Genomic DNA, 25,102 nt, shown 5'->3' with positions numbered 1-25,102 from the left:
ATTGCATGAATATTATCCTGCTTTCCGGCGGCTCCGGCAAACGCCTGTGGCCGCTGTCCAATGACATCCGCTCCAAGCAGTTCATCAAAATTTTCAAGACCGCCGACGGCTACGAGTCGATGGTCCAGCGCGTCTACCGCCAGATCACCGAGGTGGACAAGGATGCCAGCGTTACCATCGCCACCAGCAAGACCCAGGTGTCGGCCATCCATAACCAGCTGGGTGACTCGGTGGGCGTCTGCGTTGAGCCCTGCCGCCGGGATACCTTCCCGGCTATCGCCCTGGCCACGGCCTACCTGCATGATGTAAAGGGCGTCGGCCCGGACGAGCCTGTCGTCGTATGCCCGGTGGACCCCTATGTCAATAACGACTACTTCGAGGCTCTCAAGCAGCTGTCTGACCTGGCTGAAAAGGGCGGGGCCAACCTCTCCCTGATGGGCATTGAGCCGACCTATCCCAGCGAGAAGTACGGCTACATCATCCCCGAAAGTGCTGGCTCCGTCAGCCCGGTGCGCACTTTTAAGGAAAAGCCCGACGCCAAAACGGCGGAGCAGTACATCGCCCAGGGAGCACTGTGGAACGGCGGCGTCTTTGCCTACCGCCTGGGCTACGTGCTGGACCGCGCCCATGAACTCATCGACTTCACCGACCATCAGGACCTCTTTAATAAGTACGAAACGCTGAACAAGATCAGCTTCGACTACGCCGTGGTCGAGCACGAGTCCAAAATTCAGGTCATGCGTTTTGCGGGGCAGTGGAAGGACATGGGCACCTGGAACACCCTGACCGAGGCGATGGAAGAACCGAAGATCGGCAAAGCCATCTTGAACGACGCCTGCGAGAACGTGCATGTGCTGAACGAGCTGGACGTGCCGGTGCTCTGCATGGGCCTGAAAGATGTGGTGGTCTCTGCCAGTCCCGAGGGCATCCTCGTCTCCGACAAAGAGCAGTCCAGCTACATCAAGCCCTTTGTGGACAAGATCGACCAGCAGATCATGTTTGCCGAGAAGTCCTGGGGCAGCTTCCGCGTGCTGGACGTGGAGGACGAAAGCCTGACCATCAAGATCACGCTGAACCCCGGCCACCGTATGAACTACCACAGCCATGCCCGCCGGGATGAGGTGTGGACGGTCATCTCCGGCCGCGGCTATGCCATCGTCGACGGCGTAAAGACCACCGTGCAGGCAGGGGATGTGGTGAAGATGCCCGCCGGCAGCCGCCACACCATCGTGGCCGACACCGAACTGAAAGTGATGGAAGTCCAGCTTGGCCGCGACATCAGTGTCCACGATAAAGAAAAGTTCCCGTTCCCGGAAGTGTAACCGTTAAACTCGGCCAAAACCGTAAATTTTGCCGCGGGGCACTTGACTTATGCCGAAAAATCAGTATAATAATCTTGTTGCCCTTGTGTGCTGGTATGGCTCAGTTGGTAGAGCAGCTGATTCGTAATCAGCAGGTCGCCAGTTCAAGTCTGGCTACCAGCTCCAACGAAAATCCCCGATACATCGTTATTTTTCGATGCGTCGGGGATTTCTTTTTGTCTGTATTCAAACTCATTTTGACGCGAATGGTCATAATTTGGGCATAAATTTTTTCAAAACAGCTTTTTCACCCTATATTTTGCCGCTGGCGAATCCTTTCAAAAACGTTGCCCAGCGCATCCGCTGCCGCCGCATCAGACGAACGAATCATAGCGGCATAGATGTTTGTGGTCGTAGAAACCTGCGCATGACCCAAGCGTCCCGCAACCGTTGTTGCCGGGACGTGTGCCGCAATCAGCAACGCCGCATTGGAATGGCGCAGACTATGAAAGCGGCACGGCGGCAGGTTATGCTCCCGCAAAAATTCAGGGAACCAGGAGGAAACCTTGTTCGGGTCAAGCGGGTTTCCGTCCTGCTTAGTAAACAGCAGATCGTTCTTTACCCGCTTGCCTCCTTCCACCGTGATTTCCCGTTGCCAATAAGTACCCACCTTGATGCGCTCCCGCATTTGCCATTGCTTATAGTCTTTCAATAATTCTACGCAGTCGTCGCTCAGCCTTATGCAGCGACGGCTTTTTTTCGTTTTGGGATAGTCGAAAATCATTCCCTTGTGCGGGATATACGCAAGGTTTCGGTTGATTGCCAACACGCCGGCATCTAAATCTATATCCGACCAACGCAAGCCGCAGATTTCGCCCCGCCGGGCGCCCGTAAATAAGGCAATCTGCGTAATTACAGACATCTGCACAGGCGCATCCCCCAACGCCTCCAGCAAGGTGGCAATTTGCAGTTCGTCCAAAAACTCCACGTCGATTTCATCCAGCTTGGGCGGCGTGACACGATCGCAAGGGTTTTCATCCATAAGCTGCCACCGCACCGCCGTGCTGAACATGGATGAAAGCATTAAATGATAATGTCGCTGACTGTTTGCGCTGAGCGTATCGCCGCCGGAGCAGATGAAGGCTCTGGTAAACGCCCAGCCCGCCGCACTGGCTATTTTCTCGGCAGTTCTCTTGGAAACATTGCGTCCTGCCATTGCCTCCGACAGCGTTCGCTCCGAAATCCCGGCGGCTTGCCGCAGCGCTTGCCGTGTACCTTTGGGAAAGGCTTCCACAAACGCTGCCCGCGCCCTGTACTTGGAATCCTCCCGAACACCCGGCTGTGCCAACTGGCTGTAAAACTCCTGAATGTGACCGGGACGCAGTTTCGACAGCTTGATATGCCCCAGCGCAGCAGACACACGCGGCATCAGTTTTCTGTACCCGTCCACCGTGTATGCCTTTAGTTGTCTTTCGCAGTAGTCGCTCATCCAGCGTTCGGCAAGACCGTCCACCGTTAAATCGTTTGCGGTAAACAGACCGTCTTGAACACGTCGTTCAAAGTCGTCCGCGAACTCCTGCACAGCTTTCGCCTCTTGCCGTGCGGTCATCTTTGGCGGCGGTGTAAACGTCGCCGAACGGTAGACGTACCGACCATCTGCGCCCTGCCCGGCGGATACTTTGATGCGGTAGGAGACAGAGCCGTCTTTATTTGTCCGTTTCGTTATGTTTGCCATAGTCTTAACCTCCTAACCACTTTTTCTCTTTGTTTGTTCTTTTTAAAAAATTGTAATATAGAGTTAGATTCTCAACGGTCGGTCTTTCTCTTGCGGCACATTCTAATCCAATGTTTTCCTTTTCAAACTCCGATAGAAATTTACTGCTGTGCAGCTGCGCAGAAACTGTATTGCTTGCTTTTGTCCGGATGGCACCTCTGAGTCGTGTACAGTTCTGTATAATTTGCCGCACCGCTTGTTCGCAACTTTTATTTTCGCCCTTCAAAATCTCGCCACAACACGGGCTAATCTGCTTGCAATACTGGTTCTTCAGACTCTTTGTGGCGAACCAACGCCCACAATGGCGACATTTCACAAGCTTAAACCCATAGTAGCTATAGTAATAAAGCACCGCTACCATTACTTGTGTAACGTTTGTCAAATCGTCAAATTCCATACTTGTTGTATCATTGATGCTAACAGGCAGATAGTTCGACTTCATGCGGCTTGCTATGCGAATTTTGTCGACATCTTGCAATGAAAACGCAACAGATTCCTTACCGTCAAAGTATTCACGGAAGAAAAGCAATGTATGCCCTCTTTCAACACGTCCAAGCAATTTGTAGGATGTTGCAGGATGAATATCTTTGCCGGTCATTGCGTTACGCATATAGTTGATACAGTTTGTAACTATGGCATCCTCATTAAAATTGGGGTAATGTCTTTCTAAAGAATTGTATATAAGACCAAAGCAGTTTTCGGTCTTTATTGTCCACTGGCATTGTGCATTGTCATTCCTGATGGTGGTAATTTGTTCTGTGATGCGAATATTCACCCTTTCTAAAACCTCACTTTCTTAAAAAATGTTTCCTTTCAATAATATTATACAACAACTTTTTTGCAAAAGCAACAACAATTTTTTGGTGTAAAATAAGAGCATAACAAACGGTGCACCGCATGTTATGTCTTTATTGGGAGGTGATTTTATGAATCGGGCTAACGCCGAAATTCGGGAGGCGGTCGCAACGAACGGGTTCAAGCTGTGGGAGCTTGCGGCTGCACTTGGAATCAATGATGGAAACCTAAGCCGCAAGTTGCGTACAGAACTTCCGCCAAGCGAAAAACGCCATTTGTACGAGGTTATTGCAGCCATGAAAGCTCAAAGAGAGGGGCAGAACCATGTCAAAAATTGAATTTCCCCGTATGGCAACCATCTCGCAAGCTGCCGCTGAATCTGGCGTTCCTGCCTACCGTATTCGTCAGCTTTGCAAGGCGGGCACGGTGCGCAGCGTCCGGTGCGGACGCAAGGTGCTTGTGAATTTATCGAGCCTCGCTGCATGGATGCAGGGCGACGCAGAGCCGACACAACCCGGTATCCGCCGGGTAGGGATATGAACAGAAAAAAGCCGCCCCGGTGCTGGCACACCGAGACGGCAAGGTGGGAAAATAGCGCTGAGCGCTGCATTGCAGTTCCCACCTTCGAGTATACCACATTTTCGGAGGTGTTACAAATGAAAGTTACCGATTTCTTAGGACATGGCCGCGAAAGCGCAATCCTCGCCGATGTACTGGCCGCTAAACTAGAGACTACTCCGCGCGGACTGCGCAGCCAGATCATGCGAGCCCGTGATGCTGGCGAGATTATCCTATATGCCCCTGGCGGCTACGGTGGTTACTTCCTGCCGAGCGATGACCCGGAGACTGCACAAAAGGAGATGGCCGCCTTTTACCACGTCCAGGCTGCTAGATGCAAACATGGTCTAAAGGCAATCGCCCCGGTTGCCCGCAAGTTGGGCATCCCATTAGGCCAGCTGGATTTTGAAAGTGAGGAAACGCTATAATGGCACGCCGTAGAATGTTCAGCCTTGACGTGGTCGATACCGACAATTTTACGGAGATGTCCGTCAGCGCACAGGTTTTATACTTTCATCTGGGCATGCACGGCGACGATGACGGTTTCGTTTCAAGTCCGAGAAAAATTGCAAAGTCTGTTGGATGCAATACGGATGATTTAAAGTTGCTTGTGGCGAAAGGCTTTATCATTCCGTTTGATAGTGGTGTTGTGGTTATCCGAGACTGGAATGCGAACAACACACTACGAAACGATAGATACCGCCCTACGATTTATCAAGCAGAAAAGGCTGCAATCGAGGTAAACAAATTTGGCCGGTATGAGTTGGTATCCAGTGTGTCAACCGCTTTGCAACCATCTGGCAACCAAATGGAACCACAACCCAACTTAACAGAACCCAACGGAACAGAACCTAGAAAAGAGATTGCGGACAAGCCGCCCCGCCAGCGTTTCACACCACCGTCTGAGGACGAGGCTATTAATTACTTTGACGAACAAGGTTCGTCAGCGACAGAGGCAAAATCCTTTATCGACTACTTCACAGCCAACGGCTGGAAGGTGGGCGGAAGAGCCTGTATGAAGGACTGGCAGGCTGCCGCCCGTAATTGGATACGCCGTGCCGGACAGTATAACCATCCACAAACGCAGCGGACAGCACAGGAACCCGCCTCTGATACATTGTCCCGCGTTGCCGTCCAACTGAAAGCCGGAAACCTTGATTTACTGGGAGGGAAAATATGACCATCGATGAAGTCACCACCTTAATGCGCTGGAATGTTGCCATGTACAGCAATTCGGCAAAGCCGCTGACGGATGAAAATGCTGCAACACAAATTGCCATCTGGTCGGCAGAGCTGGCAGACGTTCCTGCATATGCAGGGCAGGCAGCTATGCAGAAAGCGTTCACTGTCTGCCGTTTTCCGGTCACGCTGGCAGACTTGTGCGACCAACTGCGAGCTATCCAAACACAGTATGAAATTCCTTCCGCTGACGCTTGGCTTTGCATCCAAAGGATGATTTCGCGGGTTCGTTATTACGGGGAACCGCCGCTTGACTACAGCAAAATGTTTTCGTGCTTGCCTGCCGTTGCACGGGATTGGTTGGGGAGCTACCAAGCAGCGCTTGAACTGAACCATATGACGGATGAGGGGCGCGCATATAAGAGAGCAGAATTTGAACGGTTTTACGATAAATGGCAAAAGGCAGCCCCTATAAATCCCGCCCTTTTACCAACGTGTGCCGATGATTGCGCACGACTTGCGGAAAAAGGCTCTGTTGCATTGCTGACTGCAAAATCTTGGAACGATGGTTGGCATTAGTTGCCTGATATAAATCCTCGTCATCGTGAATAACGCGATAAATTTTTTAACAATTTCACAAAGGAGAGTTTTGCCATGTTTAACCGCCCTGACATAAACGTAAAAAAGTCGCCCCGTGATCAGGCAGAACGCATTTACTGGATTGCCCGCACCATAGACGTATTGGGGACATCAATGATTGAGAACCGGGAAAGTTCTGCTTACAGTATGCACGAGTATGGGAAGATGCTGCGAACGCTAACAGATGAGATTCAGACCGAATCCCTTGATTTGATTGATTTTAATTGAAGGAGGGCGCCCGTGAAGATTAGAATTACATATTCCGAACAGGAACGCGCCACCTTTGAGCGCATCCGTGCCGAACTGTTGCAGAGCCTGCCTAATGTTCGGCAGCACAGCAGCACAGCGCCGAACGGCGTAAAGGTGCTCTACCTGACAACTTGCAAAAATTGACGTTTTATGGTATAATATACAAAATTTGAGTACCGCCGAAAGGTATGCCGCACAGGCTCAGGGAAGCAAGAAAAAGTTTCCTTGAGTCTGTGCTTTTTTCGTATGACGGAGGGTTTCATCATGTCGGCAGCAGAACAACAGGCAACCAACATCGCCCTTGCCCAACTGGCGGCATCCGGGAATAGCTTTGCGCTGGGGCAGCTGTGGGAGCTTAATAAAGGGCTGCTTCACACCCTGTTTTGGAAGTGGTATCCTTCACACAAAGACCTTGCGGACGCGCACGGAATGACTGCTGACGATTTCGAGCAAGAGAGCTTTTTTGCGGTAGAATACGCCGCCAAGACCTACGACCCGGCACGGGGAGCTTTTACAACGTGGCTTTCACAGGCAATGCGCCGTCAGATTTCCCTTGCTATGTCGAACGGGCATCGTCGAAGTTTTGCAGACTCTGACGGAAATATCCACACAACCAGCGCTGACCCTCTGAATCACTGTTCCAGCTTAGACATTAAAGCCAATCCGGAAAATCCGGAAAGCAGCACAATCGGAGAATTACAGCCAGACCCCACAGCCGAACAGGCATTTGCAGACGCAGAAACGCGCCTGTTTAACGCCGAATTGCGTCAAGTGATAGACGATGTATTAGACCGCTGTGACCCGTCAGAGGGCGCCTCCATTCGCCATAGATACTATAGCGGATTATCCCTTGCAGCAACCGGCGAAAAGATGGGGCTGACCGCCTCACAGGTTCGCACAGTAGAGGGACGTGCGCTGAGAAAGCTGCGGTCAGATGTGCGTTTGAATCGCTGGCACGATGCAGTCATTGCCGGTGAATCGTGGCGCGGAACAGGACTGAGCGCGTGGCAAAACGGCGGAAGCGTAGAGGAACGCGCCATTGAATGGGTAGAAAAGCTGGAATCTTCCCGATAAACCCCGCCGGGATTGCCGCAAAGCGTGAAAAACCGCCCGAAAACGGCGTTTTGATTGAGAGGTGATAAATTGACACCTAAACAGGAACGGGCGCTTGCAGCGCTTATTTCGTGCCCCACAGCGCGGGCAGCAGCCAAAGCCGCCGGGCTTTCTGAATCTGCATTGCGTCGCTATAAGCAAGACCCAGTATTTCAAGCCGAATACAGTAAGCGCTGCAATGAACTACTAGAAGCAGCTTGCACCAAAGCTAAAAGCGTATTGCCGCCCGCGATTGAGCGACTAGCCGCGATTGTACAGGATGACACACAGCAGCCGCGCGAACAAATAGCCGCGTGCCGCGCCTTGTGCGAATACTCGCTGCGGCTAAACGAAGCCGTAGACATTGAACAGCGCTTGCGGGCGCTGGAAGAAAGGGGGAAAAACGAAACGTGAAGGGCGATGTATTAACGCGACTGAAACGCCTTGAAGATGCCTTGAAGCAGGGCGATGGCGTTATTATCGTTGAAGCCGTTCCCGGCGGTTACAGACTGCCAAACGGCGATACCGTAAAAACCGTTGAAGCGCTGAAAAACAAATACAGCGTGATTATTATTGATGACCTATAAAACACAAGAAAGTAGGTGACGGTATGGAAATTTTCAGCTATGAACATTTTGAATTGATTGTGCGCAAAATCTGCCGATGGAACTTGACAGCGCAATTTTAGCCAGCGTAATTGCGGCGCAGGGAAACACGGCGTTCCGCCCGCACAATGCCTTTAAGAGCAGAATTTTGGAGGATTCTAATGAACGAAACTAAAAATCAAGAAAACGAAAGATTGAAGAAAGAACTTTCCGAAACGTTAGAAAATCTGCGCCAGCAGCGCGATATGATGTTCTATCAGATTGTAACGTGGTTTTGCCTGGGCATTACGTTTACCTGTGTGTTCCTTCTGCCTCTTGCAAACTTCATTAAAGGTTTAATGTAAAAACAGCCCTATAAATGCACATACAGCTGCGACAAGTCCAGATATAGCGGCAATCCGCGCCGCGCTGAATCAGGTGTACTCCGACTGTAAGGGCGGAAACTGCGCAATCCTGCGTTTGTGGGATGATATTTCACGCGTCGCCAATCTGTGCAGCGGGCAGTGTTACGAGGACTGCAAGGATTTCCCCGCCGTCATTGTCGAAATGGGCAAAAGATGGGAAGAACTGACCGCGAACGTCATTGAAAATTTTTTACGTGCGCGTATCGTGTCAATAAACTAATTCACCCCCAGCGGGACGAACCGTCGGGGGCTTTTGCATACTTTGAGCATCGCAACGCCACAGCGCGAGAAACACGCCCGTTTTGACGTTGCGGGTCTGTTTAATATAGTTGTCGTCTGGAGTACAAAACGTGCCACAGAGCCTTGCAGGGGCTTTACAGCGCATCACCCTATTCTTTGCTATCATCCCCGGCGGGCCTTCTTTTATTGTGCAAGTGTATCGGAATTTTTCGGACATATATAAAAGGCTGCATAAAGGGTAAAAGGCGCGCCGCATAAACAGCACGCCGAAGATTAACATATTATGCCGCCAGAGCCGCCGAGTTTTTCCGTATTTTCTATTATAAAGGATTCGGGGAATTAACGAACGTGTCGAAGTCTTGCAATGCTTCATCGAGCGCGGAAAAATCAAGTGACGGCAGCGCGTCACCCGGCAAGGTATCAATAATCTGCTTTGCCTGCGCTCTCTCGCTCATAATAACGCCCCCTTTACGGTTTCTCTTTATTTAACTGTTGGCTGATTGCCGCCACAATATACGCATTCAGGCTAACTCCCTCTGCATCAGCAGCGGCTTGAACTTCATCCTTTGTCGGGCTGGTATCTTTTTTCAACACGAGGTTTACACGGTCATAGGCTTTAGCATTCCATTTGTTATTCGCCTTTGTTCTTGCTGTTCCCAATGGTTACACCTCCTCTTACATATTATAGCACGCAATCTGTACTTGCGCAAGTGTACAATTTGTACTTATGCAAGTGTATATCTTTGTGCAATTTGCATATTGAATGTACTTGCGCAATGGTATATAATAAAGATGTCGAAAGGGAAAAGGTCAAGGCGGACGTCAAGCGAAAGCCCACCAGAAACGCCAGATAAGACGCGGACAGGATTGCTAGAACCTCACAGAGCGCAGACAGCACCGAGCCACCGCGAACCTTAACCCCCAACGGCAAAAGAAAAGCGCCCGGCATAGCTACCAACTACACACCGAGCGCACCCCCACAATAGGGCAAACCCATTATAGCACGGTTTGCCCCAAAATGTAAAGGAGCAAGCAATGAAGCAGTATGACCTTAGCGCGATTATGAGCCGTGCGTGGGCGATTTTCCGCAAAGGAGGGATAGTATTTGCCGAAGCCCTGCACAGAGCTTGGCAGAGCGCCAAAGCCCGCCCACAGAACGCGGCAGCGATTGCAGCAGCCAAAGCATCCGCCGGGATTGCAGAGGATTGCAAAACGTGGGCTGACTGGAAAGCGGCGGGATATGAAGTGATTCACGGCAGCAAGGCGCTTTTCCGCGCCGTCCTAATCTGGGCAAGTCACGGCAATGGCAAGACGTACACGGCAAGTTTTTTCGGCGCAAACCAAGTGCAGCCGATTAAAGCATAACAAACGAATAAACAAAGCTGCGCTATCAGGCTTGACGGGCTTGCGAGGTATTAAAAATGGATTACACTAAAATTGTGAAGGTTCTTTCGTTAGCAGCAACAGGGAACAGCATTGATGCAGCTCTTGACGAAATGAGTAAAAAAGAGCTTGAATGTCTGCTTGAACTGTGCGAGGAAGAAAAAGCCCGTCGCCAAGCGGCAAAGAATGGAGGCGCTTGTAATGATTGATAAAGAATCGGAAACCATTGAATACTTAGTATCCATACTGCTGACCTTTACCTCTGACCAAATGGCAGTGTTTGTGGCAGGTGCGCAGGAAATCATCGCCCAGTACACCCCGAAAAATTGACCACCGTGCGCCAACACCCCCGGCGGGAAGAACCCATAACAGGCAGAGCGCCCTTAGCGGGGCGCTTTTCCCATTTATGGGACTGCTGAAATGGTCATAATTTGGGCATAATTCTATTAAAAACTACTAAAAGTGACTAAACGACACTCAACACAGATTGTCATAATATCGCAAAATATTGCACATTATTTAACGACACAACGCGAAGAAACGGCGATTCGTAATCAGCAGGTCGCCAGTTCAAGTCTGGCTACCAGCTCCAAGCGTAAAAGTCTGCGACAGGTTTCCTGTCGCAGGCTTTTTGTGTATGAGGGAGAGACACTGCAAAAATTAAACAAAAACAGCAAAAATGTTGCTTGAACTTAAACCTCGGTTCCATGTTATAGTTTTATGGCAGGTTGAAGACCTGCGGCCTTGACAAACCCGACGGCTGCATGTATGATAGAGCAGTTGATTTTGCAAGCATACTGAAAAAGTAGGAAATAAAACCCCAAGGAGGGAACATCCCCATCATGACAGAACGCCTTGCCCAGATATTGGCGGATTCCTTTTTTAAGATCCTGATCCCTGGCATTACCGTCACCATCCCGTTGACGGCGCTGTCCTTTTCTATTTCTCTTGTCATCTCCGTGGCGGTGGCGCTGGTGCAGTTTGCCCAGGTGCCGGTACTTACCAAGCTGGCCCGCCTGTACATCTGGATCATCCGCGGTACGCCCATTCTGGTGCAGCTGTTTGTAGTGTTCTACGGCCTGCCGGGTGTCGGCATCCTCATCGAGCCGTTCCCTGCGGCGGTGCTGGTGTTTTCCATCAACGAGGGTGCTTACGGTGCCGAGACTATCCGCGCGGCGCTGGAATCGGTGCCCAAGGGCCAGCTGGAAGCAGGGCAGTGCGTGGGCATGAGCTACATGCAGATCATGTGGCGCATCATCCTGCCGCAAGCCCTGCGCACGGCGTTCCCCACGCTGGCCAACTCCCTGATCGCCATGGTCAAGGATACCTCTCTGGCGGCCAATATCACCGTGACCGAAATGTTCATGACCACCCAGCGCATCGTCGCCCGCACCTACGAGCCGCTGGCCCTCTATCTGGAGGTCGGCCTTGTCTACCTGCTGTTCTGCACGGTGCTGACCCGCGTGCAGGCCTGGGGCGAGAAGCTGCTGAACCGCCGCGGCGCACAAAGGAGTTGATACGATGCTGGAAATCCATGATCTGCAAAAATCCTTCGGTGACCTGCATGTCTTAAGGGGCATCAATCTCAATATCCAGAAGGGCGATGTCGTGGCCGTCCTCGGCTCCAGCGGCAGCGGCAAAACAACGCTTCTGCGCTGCATGAACTTTTTGGAGCATGCCGATGCGGGCACCATGGTCTTTGACGGCCAGCAGGTAGAGCTGAGCCGCATCACCCACGCCCAGATTCACGCCCTGCGCCGCCGCACCGGTTTTGTGTTCCAAAACTACAACCTGTTCGCCAACAAGACCGCGCTGCAAAACGTGACCGAGGGCCTTGTCATTGCCCGCAAGATGGACAAGCACCAGGCCGACGAGATCGCCCGTGCCGCGCTGGATAAAGTCGGCATGGGGGACCGCTGCGACCACTATCCCAGCCAGCTTTCCGGCGGCCAGCAGCAGCGCGTGGCCATTGCCCGCGCCATTGCTTACGACCCGGAGATCCTCTATTTCGACGAGCCGACCTCGGCCCTCGACCCCGAGCTGACCGGCGAGGTGCTGACCGTCATGCGCCGTTTGGCCGATGAGGGGCGCACGATGCTGGTCGTCACCCACGAGATGGACTTCGCCCGCCATGTGGCCAACCGCGTTGTCTTTATGGACGCCGGCGTCATCGTGGAGCAGGCCGACGCCGAAACTTTCTTCACCAACCCGCAGCAGCCCCGCACCCGGGAGTTCCTGCAGAATTACAAACAAAGGAGTTTTACCTGATGAACCGTAAAAAGATCACCGCCCTGGCCCTGACCGCCGCTATTTCCGCCGCCGTGCTGGCTGGCTGCGGCAGCTCTGCCGCTTCTTCCGCTGCCCCGGCTGCTGATTCCGCCGCCGACAGCGCCACCACCGATACCGCTGCTTCTGCCGACCTGCTGAGCCAGATCCGGGAGCGCGGCACCATCACCGTCGCCATGGAGGGCACCTGGGCCCCCTGGACCTACCACGATGAAAACGACAACCTCGTCGGCTATGACGTGGAAGTTGCTACCCTGATCGCCGAGAAGCTGGGCGTTGAGCCGGAGTTCATCGAGGGCGAGTGGGACGGCCTGCTGGCCGGTCTGGACGCTGGCCGTTACGACATCATGGTCAACGGCGTGGACATCACCGAGGAGCGCGCCGAGAAATACGACTTCTCCGAGCCGTACGCCTACAACCGCACCGCCGTCATCACCAAGGGGGATAACGACACCATCAACAGCCTGGAAGATCTGAAGGACAAAAAGACCGCCAACACCATCTCCAGCACCTACGCCCAGCTGGCTGAGCAGTACGGCGCCGACGTTACCGGCGTGGACGACCTGAACCAGACCTTCGAACTGCTGAACAGCGGCCGCATCGATGCTACCCTGAATGCTGAGGTTACCTTCTACGACTACACCAAAGAGCATCCCGACGCCAACGTCAAGATCGCAGTCCTGACCCAGGACGCCAACGAGGTTGCTATCCCGCTGCGCAAGGGCGACGAGACCGCCACCCTGCGTGAGGCTATTAACACCGCCATTGACGAGCTGCGTGCCTCCGGCCAGCTGAAAGATCTGAGCGAGAAGTACTTCGGCACCGACATTTCCTCCAACGACTAACAGGGAACCGGCCGCCTGACAGCCTACAGCAACCACACCGCTCTGCAGTGTTCTCTGCAGGGCGGTTTTCTTGCGAAAAAACGCAAAATTTGCATGGTTTCACCCCTTGATTTTGCCGCCGCGCGTGCTATAATAGCAGCCGCGGTATTTATAAGGGCCGCCGTGATAGAGAACGCATTTTGGAAAGTAGAGAGTATAGAGGGAATAAACGCACTATGACAAAAGACCTTACCGGCGGCAATCCGCTGAAAGTGATCCTGTTCTTCACCCTGCCGCTTGTGCTGGGCAATCTGTTCCAGCAGTTTTACGCGCTGGCAGATACCATCATCGTAGGCCGTTTCTGCGGCGTCAGTGCGCTGGCGTCGGTCGGCTCCACCGGCTCCATCAACTATCTGATCCTGGGCTTCGTCATTGGCATCTGCAATGGTTTTGCCATCCCCATCGCTCAGCTGTTCGGCGCACGGGATTACAGCGACCTGCGCCGCCATGTGGCTAATGCCGCCTGGCTGTGCATCGCATTCAGCGTAGTGCTTACCATCACCACGGTGACCCTGACCCGCCCGCTGCTGGTGCTGATGCAGACGCCTGAGGACATCCTGGACGGTGCGGTCATCTATATTGGCTGGATCTTCGCCAGCATCCCGTTCATCTTTTTGTACAACATGGTCGCCAGTATCATGCGCGCCCTGGGCGACAGCAAAACACCGCTGTACTTCCTGATCCTGACCAGCGCTCTGAACATCGGCCTGGATCTTTTGTTCATCGTGCCGTTCAAGATGGGAATCCTCGGCGCAGCGCTGGCCACCGATATTTCCCAGGCCATCTCCGGCGTGGTCAGCTTCGGCTTCCTGTGCCGCAAGTTTGAGGTGCTGCATATGCAGAAAGGCGAGCTCGCCTTCAGCAAGCGCGCCTGCATCCGCCTGATGGGCATCGGCGTGCCGATGGGCCTGCAGTGCAGCATCACGGCCATCGGCAGCGTTATCATGCAGTGGGCCGTCAATGTGCTGGGCAGCACGGCTGTCGCCGCCGTCACCGCCGCCAGCAAGACGATGAACCTGCTGACCGTCCCGCTGGAGAGCGTCGGCACGGCCATGGCCACCTACTCGGGCCAGAACCTGGGGGCCGCCCGGATGGACCGCGTGCGCAAAGGCGTTACCAGCGCACTGCTGATCGCCACCGTCTACAGCATTGCTTCGGCTCTTATCCTGCATTTTGCCGATGTAGCCGTCATGTCCCTCTTCCTCGACACGACCACCGAGGTGGAGATCGTCGCCATGGGGCGCGAGTACCTCTTCTGGAACAGCGTGTTTTTCGTGCCGCTGGGTGCGCTGATCGTCTGGCGTTACAGCATCCAGGGCCTGGGCTTCTCCACGCTGGCCATGATGGCCGGCGTGGCCGAGATGATCGCCCGTACCGCCGTGGCCATCGTGCTGGTGCCGATGCTGGGCTACTTTGGCGCCGAGCTGGCGAACCCCGCCGCTTGGATCGCGGCCTGCATCTTCCTGTACCCGGCCTACCGCTGGACCTGCCGCCAGTTGGACGACCGCCTGCTGGCCGCCCGCCTGCATATCCAGAGCGAAAGCCCGGAACACGAAGCTGCCCTGTAAAGCAAACGCAGATTGAATTCTACGCAAAACAGCCGCCCCTTGGGGCGGCCTTTTTGCATATCCCTGCATATTTTCCCGCACCGCTCTTGCCGAAAGCCGGTAAACAGCGTATAATAACAACTATCTTAGTTGGGAAAGGAAAGAGTAGATATGCCGCAGAAAAAGCCGTTTGTTACGCTGGCCCAGGCACGGGCCATTGCCGCTGAGATCCCCACGCCCTTCCACCTGTACGATGAGGCCGGTATCCGCGCGAACGCCCGCAAGGTCAACGCCGCGTTCAGCTGGAATAAAGGCTTCAAGGAGTACTTTGCCGTCAAGGCCACTCCGAACCCTTACATCCTGAAAATTCTGCAGGAGGAGGGCTGCGGCGTCGACTGCTCCAGCTACACCGAGCTGCTGATGAGCGAGGCCTGCGGCTTTACCGGCAGCGACATCATGTTTTCCTCCAACGAGACGCCGGCGCAGGACATGCAGAAAGCCTACGAGCTGGGCGCTTACATCAACCTGGACGATTTGACCCATGTGGACTTCCTCAAAGAAACGGCCGGTGTCCCCAAGACCGTTTGCTGCCGCTACAATCCGGGCGGTGTGTTTGAGCTGGGCAACGGCATCATGGATAACCCCGGCGACGCCAAGTACGGCATGAGCGAGGACCAGATGGCCGAAGCCTACACCCGCCTGATGAAACTGGGCGCTGAGGAGTTCGGCATTCACTCCTTCCTCGCCAGCAACACTGTCACCGACGATTACTATCCCAAGCTGGCCGGCATCCTGTTTGAACTGGCCGTCCGTCTGCACAAGCGCACCGGCGCAAAAATCAAGTTTATCAACCTGTCCGGCGGCGTGGGCATTGCCTACCGCCCCGACCAGCGCAGCAACGACATCGCCGCCATCGGCGAAGGCGTGCGCAAAAAGTTTGAGGAGATCCTCGTGCCCGCTGGGATGGGCGATGTAGCCATCTTTACCGAGATGGGTCGCTTCATGCTGGCACCCTACGGTGCTCTCATTACCACCGCCATCCACGAAAAGCACATTTATAAGGAGTATATCGGTGTGGACGCCTGTGCCGCCAACCTGATGCGTCCGGCCATGTACGGCTCCTACCACCACATCACGGTGCTGGGCAAAGAAGATGCCCCCTGCGACCACAAGTACGATGTGGTCGGCGGCCTGTGCGAGAATAACGATAAGTTTGCCATCGACCGCATGTTGCCTGAAATCGACAAGGGCGATATCCTCTTTATCCACGATGCCGGTGCCCACGGCTTCTCGATGGGCTACAACTACAACGGCAAGTTGCGCAGCGCCGAGGTGCTGCTGAAACCGGACGGCTCCTTCCAGAAAATTCGCCGTGCCGAGACCCCGGCCGACTACTTTGCCACCTTCGACTTTACGCCGTTCTTCAAAAAATAATCGCAAAACAAAAGCAGATGCACCTATTGCGGTACATCTGCTTTTTGCATATTTTGTTTTAGGCAATACCGCATAATTCTAAGTGCCGATACGGCGAGCGAGGTGCGGCAGATGCTAAGCCAAAAGCGCAGATAATACTTTGTGTATTATCGAGCATTTTGGCAACGCAGATGCCGTGCCGCAGCCGCCGGAGCGGTGCTTAAGCCGTTAGGCGGGAATTGTGCGGTGTTGCCTTTACTTTTGCAGCAAGGTTATTCCGCTTTGGCAGCAGCGATCTCGGCGGCATCCGCCTTGCTGAACTCGCCCAGGGGCAGCACCAGCTTGGCCAGCAATTCCTGCGGCAGGTCAGCCAGCAGAGCACTCTGGTCAGCCTCGGCATCCACAGCGGTAATGATGTGGGACACGCCGCCCTCGTCCACTTCAATGCGGGCATAATGCCCGGTGGCGATAAAGGCGCAGTCCAGCTTGGCGGCCTGCTCGGCCAGCAGCGGCAGCAGCGTGGCCGGGGCGGCGGGGGAGTCGGCAGTATCTTCGGCGGTAAAGGTCAGCACGGCAAAGCCCTGCTGCTGCAAAATGCGGTAGGCTGCTGCGGCATCAGCGCCACTGTTCAGCCCCAGCAGCACTTTGTCCTGCTTTTCAAAGGTGTTGAAACCATCCATTGTCTTTCTCCTTATTTTATAGGTGGAGGGGGCGTTATGCCTGGCGGCCGCCGTACTTTTTACTCTGCTCCACGGCCATGCGGTCGCAGCGCTCGTTTTCGGGGTGGCCGGCGTGGCCTTTCAGCCAGTGGTAGGTAATCTTGTGCTTTTCGCTTTCTTCCAAAAGCGGGGCCCACAGGTCAGGGTTCAGGGCGGGGGACTTGTCGGCTTTTTTCCAGCCGCGGGCGCGCCACCCCTTGGCCCAGCCTTTTTCCAGCCCGTTGATGACATACTGGCTGTCGCTGTACAAATCGATGGCGCAGGGCTCTTTCAACTGGCGCAGGGCTTCCAGCAGGGCGGTCATCTCCATGCGGTTGTTGGTGGTGTTGGCCTCGCCGCCGGAAAGCTCCTTCTCGTACACTTTCTGTGCGGTACGGAACCGCAAAATGGCCCCCCAGCCGCCGGGGCCGGGGTTGCCGCTGCACGCGCCGTCGGTATAAATTTCAATCTGTTTCATTCGTAATCTCCCATGATCCGGTAATACTATTTATTATAGCGTGTACCTGCAAAGATGGCAAGGCGTTTGACAAGTAACCACAATCCGTTTATAATAAGTAGTAATTGCAATGTTGTGTATGAAACCGGGCCCGGCCGCACCTTTTCAGGTGGGCTCTTCGCGCCCAGCCACTGTCTTATAAGGGTAGACCCACCCTTTAGCAAAAATACATAAATCGCAAACAGGCGCAGGAAATGTCGGCGTGTACAGAGCGGTATACGTCAGTCCTGCTAGACGAGAATCGGAGGTTTTCATGGAAGAATTCAAGCCTAAGCGTAAAAATAACAACTATTCTGGCACCGACAAGGCCGGTGCGCCGCGCCGCGCCCCGCGCCAGAATCATCAGAATAAGCCCCCGCAGGAGAATAGCACCCCGGCCAATAAGCCCCGCCGCCGTCCTGCCCGCCCGGCCGCTGCCGAAGCTGCCCAGGCCCCGGCACAATCCGTGCCTGCACCGCGCCCGCGCCGTCCTCGCAACACACCGCAGGGGGAGGGTCAGGCTCCGCACCAGCAGCGCCGCGGCCGCAAGCCCCAGCAGAATAACAATGCCCCCCACTATGAGATGACCCCGGCCATCCCCATGCATATCTGCCCGCTGGGCGGCTTGGGTGAAGTCGGCAAAAACATCACCCTGTATGAGTGCCAGGGCGATATGATCCTGGTCGATTGCGGCCTCGTCTTCCCGGATGCGGATATGTTCGGCGTCGATCTGGTCATCCCGGATTTCACCTACGTGCTGGAGAACAAGGACCGCATCAAGGGCCTGTTCATCACCCACGGACACGAGGACCACATCGGCAGCCTGCCGTACCTGCTCAAAAAATTCAACGTGCCGATCTACGCCGCCCGGCTGACCATCGGCCTCATCAAGAATAAGCTTGAAGAACACGGCTTGGCATCCAGCGCCGTCTTCCACGAGATCCGCCCCCGCCAGAAGGTCAAGCTCGGCTGCTTCACCGTCGAACCCATTCATGTGAACCACTCTATCCCCGACGCGCTGGCTTTCGCCATCGAGTGCCCGGCGGGCGTGGTCATCCACACCGGCGACTTCAAGGTCGACTACACGCCGCTGTCCGGTGATGCCGTCACCGACCTGTCCACCATTGCCGAGTACGGCCGCAAGGGCGTGCTGGCTCTGCTGTCCGACTCCACCAACGCCGAGCGCCCGGGCTTTACCGCGACGGAGCAGACGGTGGCCGAGGGCGTGCGCGGCCTGTTCGGCAAGGCAGGCAAGCGCCGCATCATCGTGGCGACCTTTGCCTCCAACATCTACCGCGTGCAGCAGATCATCGACCTGGCCATTGAGTCGGGCCGCAAGGTGGCCGTCAGCGGCCGCAGCATGGTCTCCAACACCGAGATGGCCCGCGAACTGGGGTACCTGCATGCCCCTGACAATGTGTTGATCCCCATCGAGGAGATCAACAAGTACCCGCCGGAAAAGGTCGTGCTCATTACCACCGGCAGCCAGGGCGAGCCGCTGTCTGCGCTGTCCCGCATGGCGCAGGCCAGCCACCGTCAGGTCAAGGTCGGCCCCAACGACTTTATCATCATCTCGGCCCGTCCCATCCCCGGCAACGAAAAGACCGTTACCAAGGTCGTCAACGGCCTGCTGGCCCTGGGCGCCGAGGTCATCTACGAGAACATGTACGACACCCATGTTTCGGGCCACGCCTGCCAGGAAGAACAGAAGCTTATGCTGACCCTGGCGCACCCGCAGTACTTCCTGCCTGTGCACGGTGAGTTCAAGCAGCTCAAGCGCCACGCCGAGACGGCCGAGCACCTGGGCTATATCCCGAAGCAGAACATTTATATCGCCGAGAACGGCCAGAACATCCGCCTGTCTGCCGACGGCATGACCGTGGAAAACACCGTTACCGCCGGTGCCGTCATGGTGGATGGCTACGGCGTGGGCGATGTGGGCAATGTGGTCCTGCGTGACCGCCACCACCTGTCCGAGGATGGCATCATCATCGTGACGGCTGCTGTGGATGGTTCCACCGGCCAGGTGCTGTCCGGTCCGGATCTTGTCAGCCGCGGTTTCGTCTATGTCCGCGAGAGCGAGGAACTGATGGACGGTGCCCGTATGCAGGTAGAGATGGCCCTGGACCGCAGCCTGAGCGACAATATGCACGATTGGGCCAGTGTCAAGGCCCGTGTGCGCGAGGCACTTTCCAGCTATATCTACCGCAAGACCAAGCGTAGCCCGATGATCCTGCCTATCCTGCTGGAAGTGTAAGACCACCCCAAACTGATGTGAAAATGTGAGGGATTTGCCATGAAGCAAAAGCAAGGCCTGGATCTGGCAGCGGTCATCCTGCTGCTGCTCATTGCCTGCGCGGCTTTGGCCGTGCCGGTGGCATTGCTGTCGCCTAAATGGCTCATTGCCCCGGCCGTGCTGATCGTTGCAGCGCTGGGCGTGCTGTGGTATCAGCGCCGCCGTCTGCGCACCTTTGTGGCCAAAAACCTTTGCAGTACGGACTTTGAGAACAGCCGCATCCAGTACAGCCTGACCGGCCTGCCCATCCCCACGATGTTGATTGCAGACGGCCGCGTGCTGTGGTATAATACTATCTTCCGGGAGGAAGTGCTGAACGGCACCGATGCCGTGACCCGGCCCATCGACCGGCTTTTCCCGGAACTGGACCTTGCGGTCTGCAGCCGCCCCCACGGTCAGGACTTGACCGTAGGAAACAAGCGGTTCACCGCCTACGCAGGCGCCGCCAAGGGCAGCCGCGGGGCCAACATCGTCTACCTTGTGGACGATACCGTTTATAAACAAACGCTGGAGGAATACACCGCCAGCCGCCCCGCCTGTCTGATCATCGTGATCGACAGCTACGATGAACTGTTCGACGACATGAAGGACAGCGAGCAGGCCAAGGAACTGGAAGCTATCAACAGTCTGCTGGAAGCGTACATCGCCAAAAGCACCGGTTTCCTGCGCAAGATCTCCAATAGCCGCTACATTGCGGTAGTGGAGGAACGCGACATCCACTGGATGCTGCAGGAACGGTTTGAAATTCTTGACCAGGTGCGCGCGCTGCATCCCGGCGGCTTTACCACGCTGTCCATCGGCGTAGGTCACGGCGGCAAGACTTTGCAGGAATGTCACCAGATGGCCCGTGAGAGCATCGATATTGCCCTCGGCCGAGGCGGCGACCAGGCGGCTGTCAAGACCGTAGACGGCTTTGAATTCTACGGAGGTATCTCCCACGGTGTCGAAAAGCGCAGTCATGTGCGCAGCCGCATCATTGCCAACGCCTTGTGCGACCTTATCAAAAAGAGTGACAGCGTCATCATTATGGGCCACCGCATGAGCGACCTGGATGCCATCGGCTCGGCCATCGGTGTGCTGCGCATCTGCAAGATCTGCGGCGTCCCGGCGGTCATCGCCGTCAACAGCGACGCCACCCTGGCAGGCCCGCTGCTGAAGACTTTCATCGATGCAGGCGAGGGACACAACTTCATCCCGCCGGACCAAACGCTGGATGTTATCACGCCCCGCACGCTGCTGATCGTGGTGGATACCTACCAGAAGCGCCTGCTGGAAAGCCAGAAAATCTACGAAAAGTGCAAGCGCGTTGTTGTCATCGATCACCACCGCATGGCGGTCGGCCATATCGACAACCCGCTGCTGCTCTACCACGAGCCTTACGCCTCCAGTGCCAGCGAACTGGTGTGTGAACTGCTGCAGTTCCTGCCCAAAGAGGATAACATCACCGCGCTGGAAGCCCAGGCCTTGCTGGCCGGCATCATGCTGGACACCCGCAGCTTTGCGCTGCATGTGGGCGTGCGCACCTTTGAGGCTGCCGCCTGGCTGCGCAGCCGCGGCGCCCAGACTGCCGATACCAAGCTGCTGTTCAACACCTCGAAAGAGGAGTACGAGGCCCGCGCCCACATTGTGGAAAGCGCCTACATTTACAAAGGCTGTGCCATCGCCCTCTCGGAGGAGCTGGATGCTGGCATGAACGTAGTGCTGCCCATGGCGGCCAACGATCTGCTGACCATCAACGGCGTGGACGCCAGCTTTGTGGCTGTCGCCAAAAACGGCGGCGTCAACATCTCTGCCCGCAGTATGGGCGCCTTGAACGTGCAGGTCATTCTGGAGCCCTTGGGCGGCGGCGGTCATTTGATGATGGCCGGTGCCCAGCTGCATGACTGTACCCTGCAGGATGCCGAAACGCGCATCCGTGAACAAATTGACATTTACCGCGCCGCCCAGGCTGCCCAGCAGGACGCGGCAAGGTAAAAATAGAGACATACGGAGGGAATCTATATGAAGATCATTCTGAAACAGGATGTCAAGACCATCGGTAAAAAAGACGAGATCCATGAGGTTTCGGACGGTTACGCCCGCAACTTTCTGTTCCCCCGCGGCCTGGCTGCCCCCGCAGACGCCGCTGCCCTGAACCAGGCCCGCACCAAGAGCGAGGCCAAGGCCCACCATGAGGCAGAAGCCCGCGCGGCTGCCGAAGAGCTGGCTGCAAAGATCAAGGGCCAGGTCGTCACCGCCAAAGTCAAGGGCGGTGCCTCCGGCAAGCTGTATGGCAAGGTCACCGGCAAAGAAGTCGCTGAACTGCTGACCCAGCTGACCGGCACCGAGATCGACAAGAAAAAAGTCGAGCTGCCGTCCGCTATCAAGGAGTTTGGCAGCTATGACGCCGCTGTGCGCCTGTATGCCGGCGTTGTCGCACCGTTCAAACTGAAAGTGGAAGAACTGTAAAGTCAACCAACTTCACAGGCAAAAGGAGGGGAGTCTGCCATGCCGAGAAATGAAGAATTGAGCCTGTCCAGTCTGGGCATCCAGATGCCCTACAACATGCAGGCCGAGCAGAGCGTGCTGGGCGCCGCCCTGATGGATGAAACGGTGCTGAACCGCCTCATCACCGATATGGAACCTGAAATGTTCTATTCGGATCAGAACCGCGCCGTCTACGAGACGATGCGCTCTCTTTACACCGAGAGCGAAGCCGTCGACCTCATCACGCTGGTCAACGCCCTGGGCAACAACGGCACCTTTGCCGGTGCAGACGATGCCAAGGTCTACGTTACCCACCTGGCCGAGACGGTCCCGGCTATCTCCAACGTCGATTCCTACTTAAAGATCGTCCGGGAAAAGTACCAGGCCCGCCGCCTGATCGAAGCCGCCCGCAGCATTTTGAGCGAGACATCCTCCGGCGAGGATGCCGACATGCTGCTGGAAAGCGCCGAACAGAAGATTTATGACATCCGCAGCGGCCGCGATAAATCCGGCGTCAAGACCATCCGGGAATCCATCCTGGAAGTTATCGACACCATGCAGAAGCTGAGCGGTGCCGACCGCGACAAGTTCGCCGGCATCCCCACGGGCTTCAACTACCTGGACACCGTGCTTACCGGCCTGGGCCGTTCGGACCTTATCATTCTGGCCGCCCGCCCCGGTATGGGCAAGACCTCCTTCGCGCTGAACATCGCCACCAACGTGGCGCGTCAGCAGAAGGTTCCAACTATCATTTTTAGCTTGGAAATGACCTGCGAACAGCTGACTGACCGTATCCTTTCCAGCACTGCCAACATCGACAGCCAGGCATTCCGTACCGGCCGTCTGAACAACTCCGACTGGAACGATTTTGCCCAGGCTACGTCGCTTTTGTATAACGCACCCATCTATATGGACGATTCCTCCGGCATTTCGGTGCCGGAGATCAAGGCGAAGATCCGCACCATCAACCAGGATCCCAAAAAGGAAAAAATCGGCCTTGTCATCATCGACTACCTGCAATTGATGCAGAGTGCCAAGCGCACTGAGAGCCGCGTGCAGGAAATCAGTGATATTACCCGAAACCTGAAGATCATGGCCAAGGAACTGAACGTCCCGGTCATCGCTCTGTCGCAGCTTTCCCGTGCAGCGGAAAAGACTACCGGCCGTTCGGACCACCGCCCCCAGCTTTCCGACCTGCGTGATTCCGGCTCTATCGAGCAGGACGCCGATGTCGTGTTGTTCCTCTACCGTGCGGCCTACTACAACTCCCAAAACGGCGAGGACAGCCAGGCCAACGAGAACGAGGCCGAGTGCATCGTGGCAAAGAACCGTCACGGTGAGACCAGCGTTGTGCGCCTGGGCTGGGACGGCGCGCATACCCGCTTCAGCAACCTGGATGTGAGCCATGAGTACTGACGCGGAAAAAACTGTACAGTGTATCGAGGAGACTCTGTTGGCCTACTGCCGCCAGCAGGGTCTGTTCAAGTCTGGCGACAGAGTCATTGCAGCCTACTCCGGTGGAGCAGACTCTATGGCTTTGTTGCTTTTTTTGCTTCGGCGGCGCAAAGACTTGGCCATCGAAGTGCTGGCCACCCACGTCAACCACGGTATCCGCGGTGCGTCGGCCCGGGCTGACGCCAACTTTGTCACGGCGTTCTGCCGCCGGAACGGGGTAGAACTGTTCCTGTATGATGCCGAGAAAGAGGGTGTGCCCATCCCGCCCCAGCCCAGTGAGGAATGGGCGCGGGAGCTGCGCTATACCTGGTTCGACCAGCTGGCCGCGCGGGAGGAAGCTCTGATTGCCACGGCCCACACCTGTTCTGACCAGGCGGAGACGCTCTTGTTCCGCATGGCGCGGGGGACAGGTCTGCACGGGCTGGCAGGTATCCCGCCCTGCCGCGGCATCTACCGCCGCCCCTGCCTGTGCCTGACCCGCGCCGATACCGAGGCATACTGTGCCGCCCTTGGGCAAAACTATGTGCAGGATGAGACCAACGCCGCCGACCTTTACGCCCGCAACCGCATCCGCCATACGGTGGTGCCGGCGCTGCAAAGCGTCAACCCGGCGGCGGAGCAGGCGATCGCCCGCCTGTGCCGCCAGATGCGGGCACTGGATGATTGGCTGACCGCCGAAGCAGCTGCGCTTTTGCAGGCGGCTGCTGTGCAGGGCGGCTATGAGGTTGAGACCCTCTGCCGCGCCCGCGGCCCGGTGCTGGATGCAGCGCTGCATGCGCTTATCAGCCCTGTGCGGGACGCCGAAGAAAAGTATGTAAACCTTCTGCGTTTCCTTGTTTTGCAGCGGGAAGGTGCCCTGCAATTGACGCCGGAAGTGACCTATAAGATCAAAAACGGCGTGCTGCTGCGCCTGACCCCGCAGGGCATAAAACCGCCGCCGGCCCCGCCGCAGCCCCTTAGCGAGGGCAGTTTTAGCCTTCCGGGTGGTTATTTTGTGGAATTTCGGCGCGTAAAGTATGAAGAATTTCTAAAAAATCAACCAATTTTCAAAAAAGACTTAAACTGTTGTGCGGATTGTGCTAAAATACAAGGGAATGTTATGCTGCGCACACGGCAGCCGGGGGACAGTTTCCGTCCGGCTGGCAGGCATGTACGTAAAACACTCAAAAAATATTACAACGAACTGGGCGTCCCGCTGGATGAGCGGGCGCTGCTGCCGCTGCTGGCCAGCGGCAGTGAGGTGCTCTGGCTCTGGGGCAGCGGCTTTGCCGAAGGCTGCGCCCCCGATGCGTATACGCATGAAGTGCTGACGGTGAGGACGGAAAAAACAGGGGAGGCATAA

The 25,102-nt window shown here is 55.7% G+C and carries 31 protein-coding genes and 1 tRNA gene; 26 read left to right on the top strand and 6 right to left on the bottom strand.

Annotated elements, in window-relative coordinates; genetic code table 11:
* Positions 1-5: 5 nt before the first annotated feature.
* Entirely contained in the window at positions 6-1,322 is a 1,317-nt protein-coding gene (locus OGM81_13030) for a sugar phosphate nucleotidyltransferase (protein UYJ43236.1), read from the top strand.
* An 89-nt stretch (positions 1,323-1,411) separates the two neighbouring features.
* Positions 1,412-1,487, top strand: a tRNA-Thr gene (locus tag OGM81_13025).
* Between the two features lie 121 nt (positions 1,488-1,608).
* On the opposite strand, the gene OGM81_13020 is transcribed toward OGM81_13025, so the two are convergent.
* Positions 1,609-3,036, bottom strand: a complete 1,428-nt coding sequence (locus tag OGM81_13020; protein ID UYJ43235.1) for a tyrosine-type recombinase/integrase — start codon at positions 3,034-3,036, stop codon at positions 1,609-1,611.
* Between the two features lie 4 nt (positions 3,037-3,040).
* Entirely contained in the window at positions 3,041-3,850 is an 810-nt protein-coding gene (locus OGM81_13015; GenBank protein UYJ43234.1) for a DUF6076 domain-containing protein, read from the bottom strand.
* Between the two features lie 151 nt (positions 3,851-4,001).
* On the opposite strand from OGM81_13015, the gene OGM81_13010 reads away from it, so the two are divergent.
* From OGM81_13010 to OGM81_12960, 11 genes are all read left to right on the top strand, one after another.
* Complete coding sequence (locus OGM81_13010; protein UYJ43233.1) at positions 4,002-4,208, top strand: hypothetical protein; 207 nt, start codon at positions 4,002-4,004, stop codon at positions 4,206-4,208.
* Positions 4,195-4,410, top strand: coding sequence for a helix-turn-helix domain-containing protein (locus OGM81_13005; protein ID UYJ43232.1), 216 nt, complete (start codon positions 4,195-4,197; stop codon positions 4,408-4,410). Before OGM81_13010 ends, OGM81_13005 begins: the two co-directional genes overlap by 14 nt.
* A gap of 116 nt (positions 4,411-4,526) precedes the next feature.
* Positions 4,527-4,856, top strand: a complete 330-nt coding sequence (locus tag OGM81_13000; protein ID UYJ43231.1) for a hypothetical protein — start codon at positions 4,527-4,529, stop codon at positions 4,854-4,856.
* Positions 4,856-5,608, top strand: coding sequence for a hypothetical protein (locus OGM81_12995; GenBank protein ID UYJ43230.1), 753 nt, complete (start codon positions 4,856-4,858; stop codon positions 5,606-5,608). Before OGM81_13000 ends, OGM81_12995 begins: the two co-directional genes overlap by 1 nt.
* Complete coding sequence (locus tag OGM81_12990) at positions 5,605-6,186, top strand: hypothetical protein (protein ID UYJ43229.1); 582 nt, start codon at positions 5,605-5,607, stop codon at positions 6,184-6,186. Before OGM81_12995 ends, OGM81_12990 begins: the two co-directional genes overlap by 4 nt.
* Before the next feature lie 75 nt (positions 6,187-6,261).
* Entirely contained in the window at positions 6,262-6,474 is a 213-nt protein-coding gene (locus tag OGM81_12985; protein UYJ43228.1) for a hypothetical protein, read from the top strand.
* A 12-nt stretch (positions 6,475-6,486) separates the two neighbouring features.
* The gene (locus OGM81_12980) at positions 6,487-6,639 is read left to right on the top strand and encodes a hypothetical protein (protein ID UYJ43227.1); all 153 of its coding nucleotides are present in this window, start codon (positions 6,487-6,489) and stop codon (positions 6,637-6,639) included.
* Positions 6,640-6,759: 120 nt separating this feature from the next.
* A complete protein-coding gene (locus OGM81_12975) occupies positions 6,760-7,569 on the top strand; it encodes a sigma-70 family RNA polymerase sigma factor (GenBank protein UYJ43226.1) in 810 nt (269 codons plus the stop codon).
* Between the two features lie 69 nt (positions 7,570-7,638).
* The gene (locus tag OGM81_12970; protein UYJ43225.1) at positions 7,639-8,001 is read left to right on the top strand and encodes a hypothetical protein; all 363 of its coding nucleotides are present in this window, start codon (positions 7,639-7,641) and stop codon (positions 7,999-8,001) included.
* Complete coding sequence (locus tag OGM81_12965) at positions 7,998-8,174, top strand: hypothetical protein (protein ID UYJ43224.1); 177 nt, start codon at positions 7,998-8,000, stop codon at positions 8,172-8,174. The genes OGM81_12970 and OGM81_12965 overlap by 4 nt, the downstream gene beginning before the upstream one ends.
* Before the next feature lie 179 nt (positions 8,175-8,353).
* Entirely contained in the window at positions 8,354-8,536 is a 183-nt protein-coding gene (locus OGM81_12960) for a hypothetical protein (protein UYJ43223.1), read from the top strand.
* 620 nt (positions 8,537-9,156) lie between these two features.
* Here OGM81_12960 and OGM81_12955 read toward each other — a convergent pair.
* Positions 9,157-9,291 (bottom strand): hypothetical protein, encoded by a 135-nt coding sequence (locus OGM81_12955; GenBank protein ID UYJ43222.1) that lies wholly within the window; start codon positions 9,289-9,291, stop codon positions 9,157-9,159.
* Positions 9,292-9,304: 13 nt separating this feature from the next.
* The gene (locus tag OGM81_12950; protein UYJ43221.1) at positions 9,305-9,496 is read right to left on the bottom strand and encodes an antitoxin; all 192 of its coding nucleotides are present in this window, start codon (positions 9,494-9,496) and stop codon (positions 9,305-9,307) included.
* Between the two features lie 375 nt (positions 9,497-9,871).
* Here OGM81_12950 and OGM81_12945 point away from each other — a divergent pair, with 375 nt between their 5' ends.
* From OGM81_12945 to OGM81_12910, 8 genes are all read left to right on the top strand, one after another.
* Complete coding sequence (locus OGM81_12945; protein ID UYJ43220.1) at positions 9,872-10,201, top strand: hypothetical protein; 330 nt, start codon at positions 9,872-9,874, stop codon at positions 10,199-10,201.
* 56 nt (positions 10,202-10,257) lie between these two features.
* Positions 10,258-10,428: a hypothetical protein gene (locus OGM81_12940; protein UYJ43219.1), complete on the top strand. Its 171-nt coding sequence runs from the start codon at positions 10,258-10,260 to the stop codon at positions 10,426-10,428.
* The gene (locus tag OGM81_12935; GenBank protein UYJ43218.1) at positions 10,421-10,549 is read left to right on the top strand and encodes a hypothetical protein; all 129 of its coding nucleotides are present in this window, start codon (positions 10,421-10,423) and stop codon (positions 10,547-10,549) included. The genes OGM81_12940 and OGM81_12935 overlap by 8 nt, the downstream gene beginning before the upstream one ends.
* 512 nt (positions 10,550-11,061) lie before the next feature.
* Complete coding sequence (locus OGM81_12930; protein ID UYJ43217.1) at positions 11,062-11,736, top strand: amino acid ABC transporter permease; 675 nt, start codon at positions 11,062-11,064, stop codon at positions 11,734-11,736.
* 4 nt (positions 11,737-11,740) lie between these two features.
* Positions 11,741-12,487, top strand: a complete 747-nt coding sequence (locus tag OGM81_12925) for an amino acid ABC transporter ATP-binding protein (protein UYJ43216.1) — start codon at positions 11,741-11,743, stop codon at positions 12,485-12,487.
* Positions 12,487-13,350, top strand: a complete 864-nt coding sequence (locus OGM81_12920) for a transporter substrate-binding domain-containing protein (GenBank protein ID UYJ43215.1) — start codon at positions 12,487-12,489, stop codon at positions 13,348-13,350. The genes OGM81_12925 and OGM81_12920 overlap by 1 nt, the downstream gene beginning before the upstream one ends.
* A 215-nt stretch (positions 13,351-13,565) precedes the next feature.
* Complete coding sequence (locus OGM81_12915) at positions 13,566-14,957, top strand: MATE family efflux transporter (GenBank protein ID UYJ43214.1); 1,392 nt, start codon at positions 13,566-13,568, stop codon at positions 14,955-14,957.
* Positions 14,958-15,107: 150 nt separating this feature from the next.
* The gene (locus OGM81_12910; GenBank protein ID UYJ43213.1) at positions 15,108-16,370 is read left to right on the top strand and encodes a diaminopimelate decarboxylase; all 1,263 of its coding nucleotides are present in this window, start codon (positions 15,108-15,110) and stop codon (positions 16,368-16,370) included.
* 251 nt (positions 16,371-16,621) lie between these two features.
* Here OGM81_12910 and OGM81_12905 read toward each other — a convergent pair whose 3' ends face one another.
* Together OGM81_12905 and rnhA are read right to left on the bottom strand one after the other, a co-directional pair.
* Positions 16,622-17,029, bottom strand: a complete 408-nt coding sequence (locus OGM81_12905) for a hypothetical protein (protein UYJ43212.1) — start codon at positions 17,027-17,029, stop codon at positions 16,622-16,624.
* 34 nt (positions 17,030-17,063) lie between these two features.
* Entirely contained in the window at positions 17,064-17,525 is a 462-nt protein-coding gene (gene rnhA, locus OGM81_12900) for a ribonuclease HI (protein UYJ43211.1), read from the bottom strand.
* 292 nt (positions 17,526-17,817) lie between these two features.
* Here rnhA and OGM81_12895 point away from each other — a divergent pair, with 292 nt between their 5' ends.
* The 5 genes from OGM81_12895 to tilS are packed head-to-tail and all read left to right on the top strand — an operon-like array spanning position 17,818 to position 25,102.
* Positions 17,818-19,800, top strand: coding sequence for a ribonuclease J (locus tag OGM81_12895; GenBank protein UYJ43210.1), 1,983 nt, complete (start codon positions 17,818-17,820; stop codon positions 19,798-19,800).
* Positions 19,801-19,839: 39 nt separating this feature from the next.
* Positions 19,840-21,813: a DHH family phosphoesterase gene (locus tag OGM81_12890; protein ID UYJ43209.1), complete on the top strand. Its 1,974-nt coding sequence runs from the start codon at positions 19,840-19,842 to the stop codon at positions 21,811-21,813.
* 27 nt (positions 21,814-21,840) lie between these two features.
* Complete coding sequence (gene rplI / locus OGM81_12885; protein ID UYJ43208.1) at positions 21,841-22,287, top strand: 50S ribosomal protein L9; 447 nt, start codon at positions 21,841-21,843, stop codon at positions 22,285-22,287.
* Between the two features lie 39 nt (positions 22,288-22,326).
* Positions 22,327-23,721: a replicative DNA helicase gene (gene dnaB, locus OGM81_12880; GenBank protein UYJ43207.1), complete on the top strand. Its 1,395-nt coding sequence runs from the start codon at positions 22,327-22,329 to the stop codon at positions 23,719-23,721.
* Positions 23,711-25,102: a tRNA lysidine(34) synthetase TilS gene (gene tilS / locus OGM81_12875; protein ID UYJ43206.1), complete on the top strand. Its 1,392-nt coding sequence runs from the start codon at positions 23,711-23,713 to the stop codon at positions 25,100-25,102. Before dnaB ends, tilS begins: the two co-directional genes overlap by 11 nt.

The organism is Oscillospiraceae bacterium (genome assembly GCA_025758045.1).
Lineage (GTDB): Bacteria > Bacillota > Clostridia > Oscillospirales > Ruminococcaceae > Gemmiger.
This window is presented reverse-complemented; position numbering and strand designations above follow the sequence as displayed.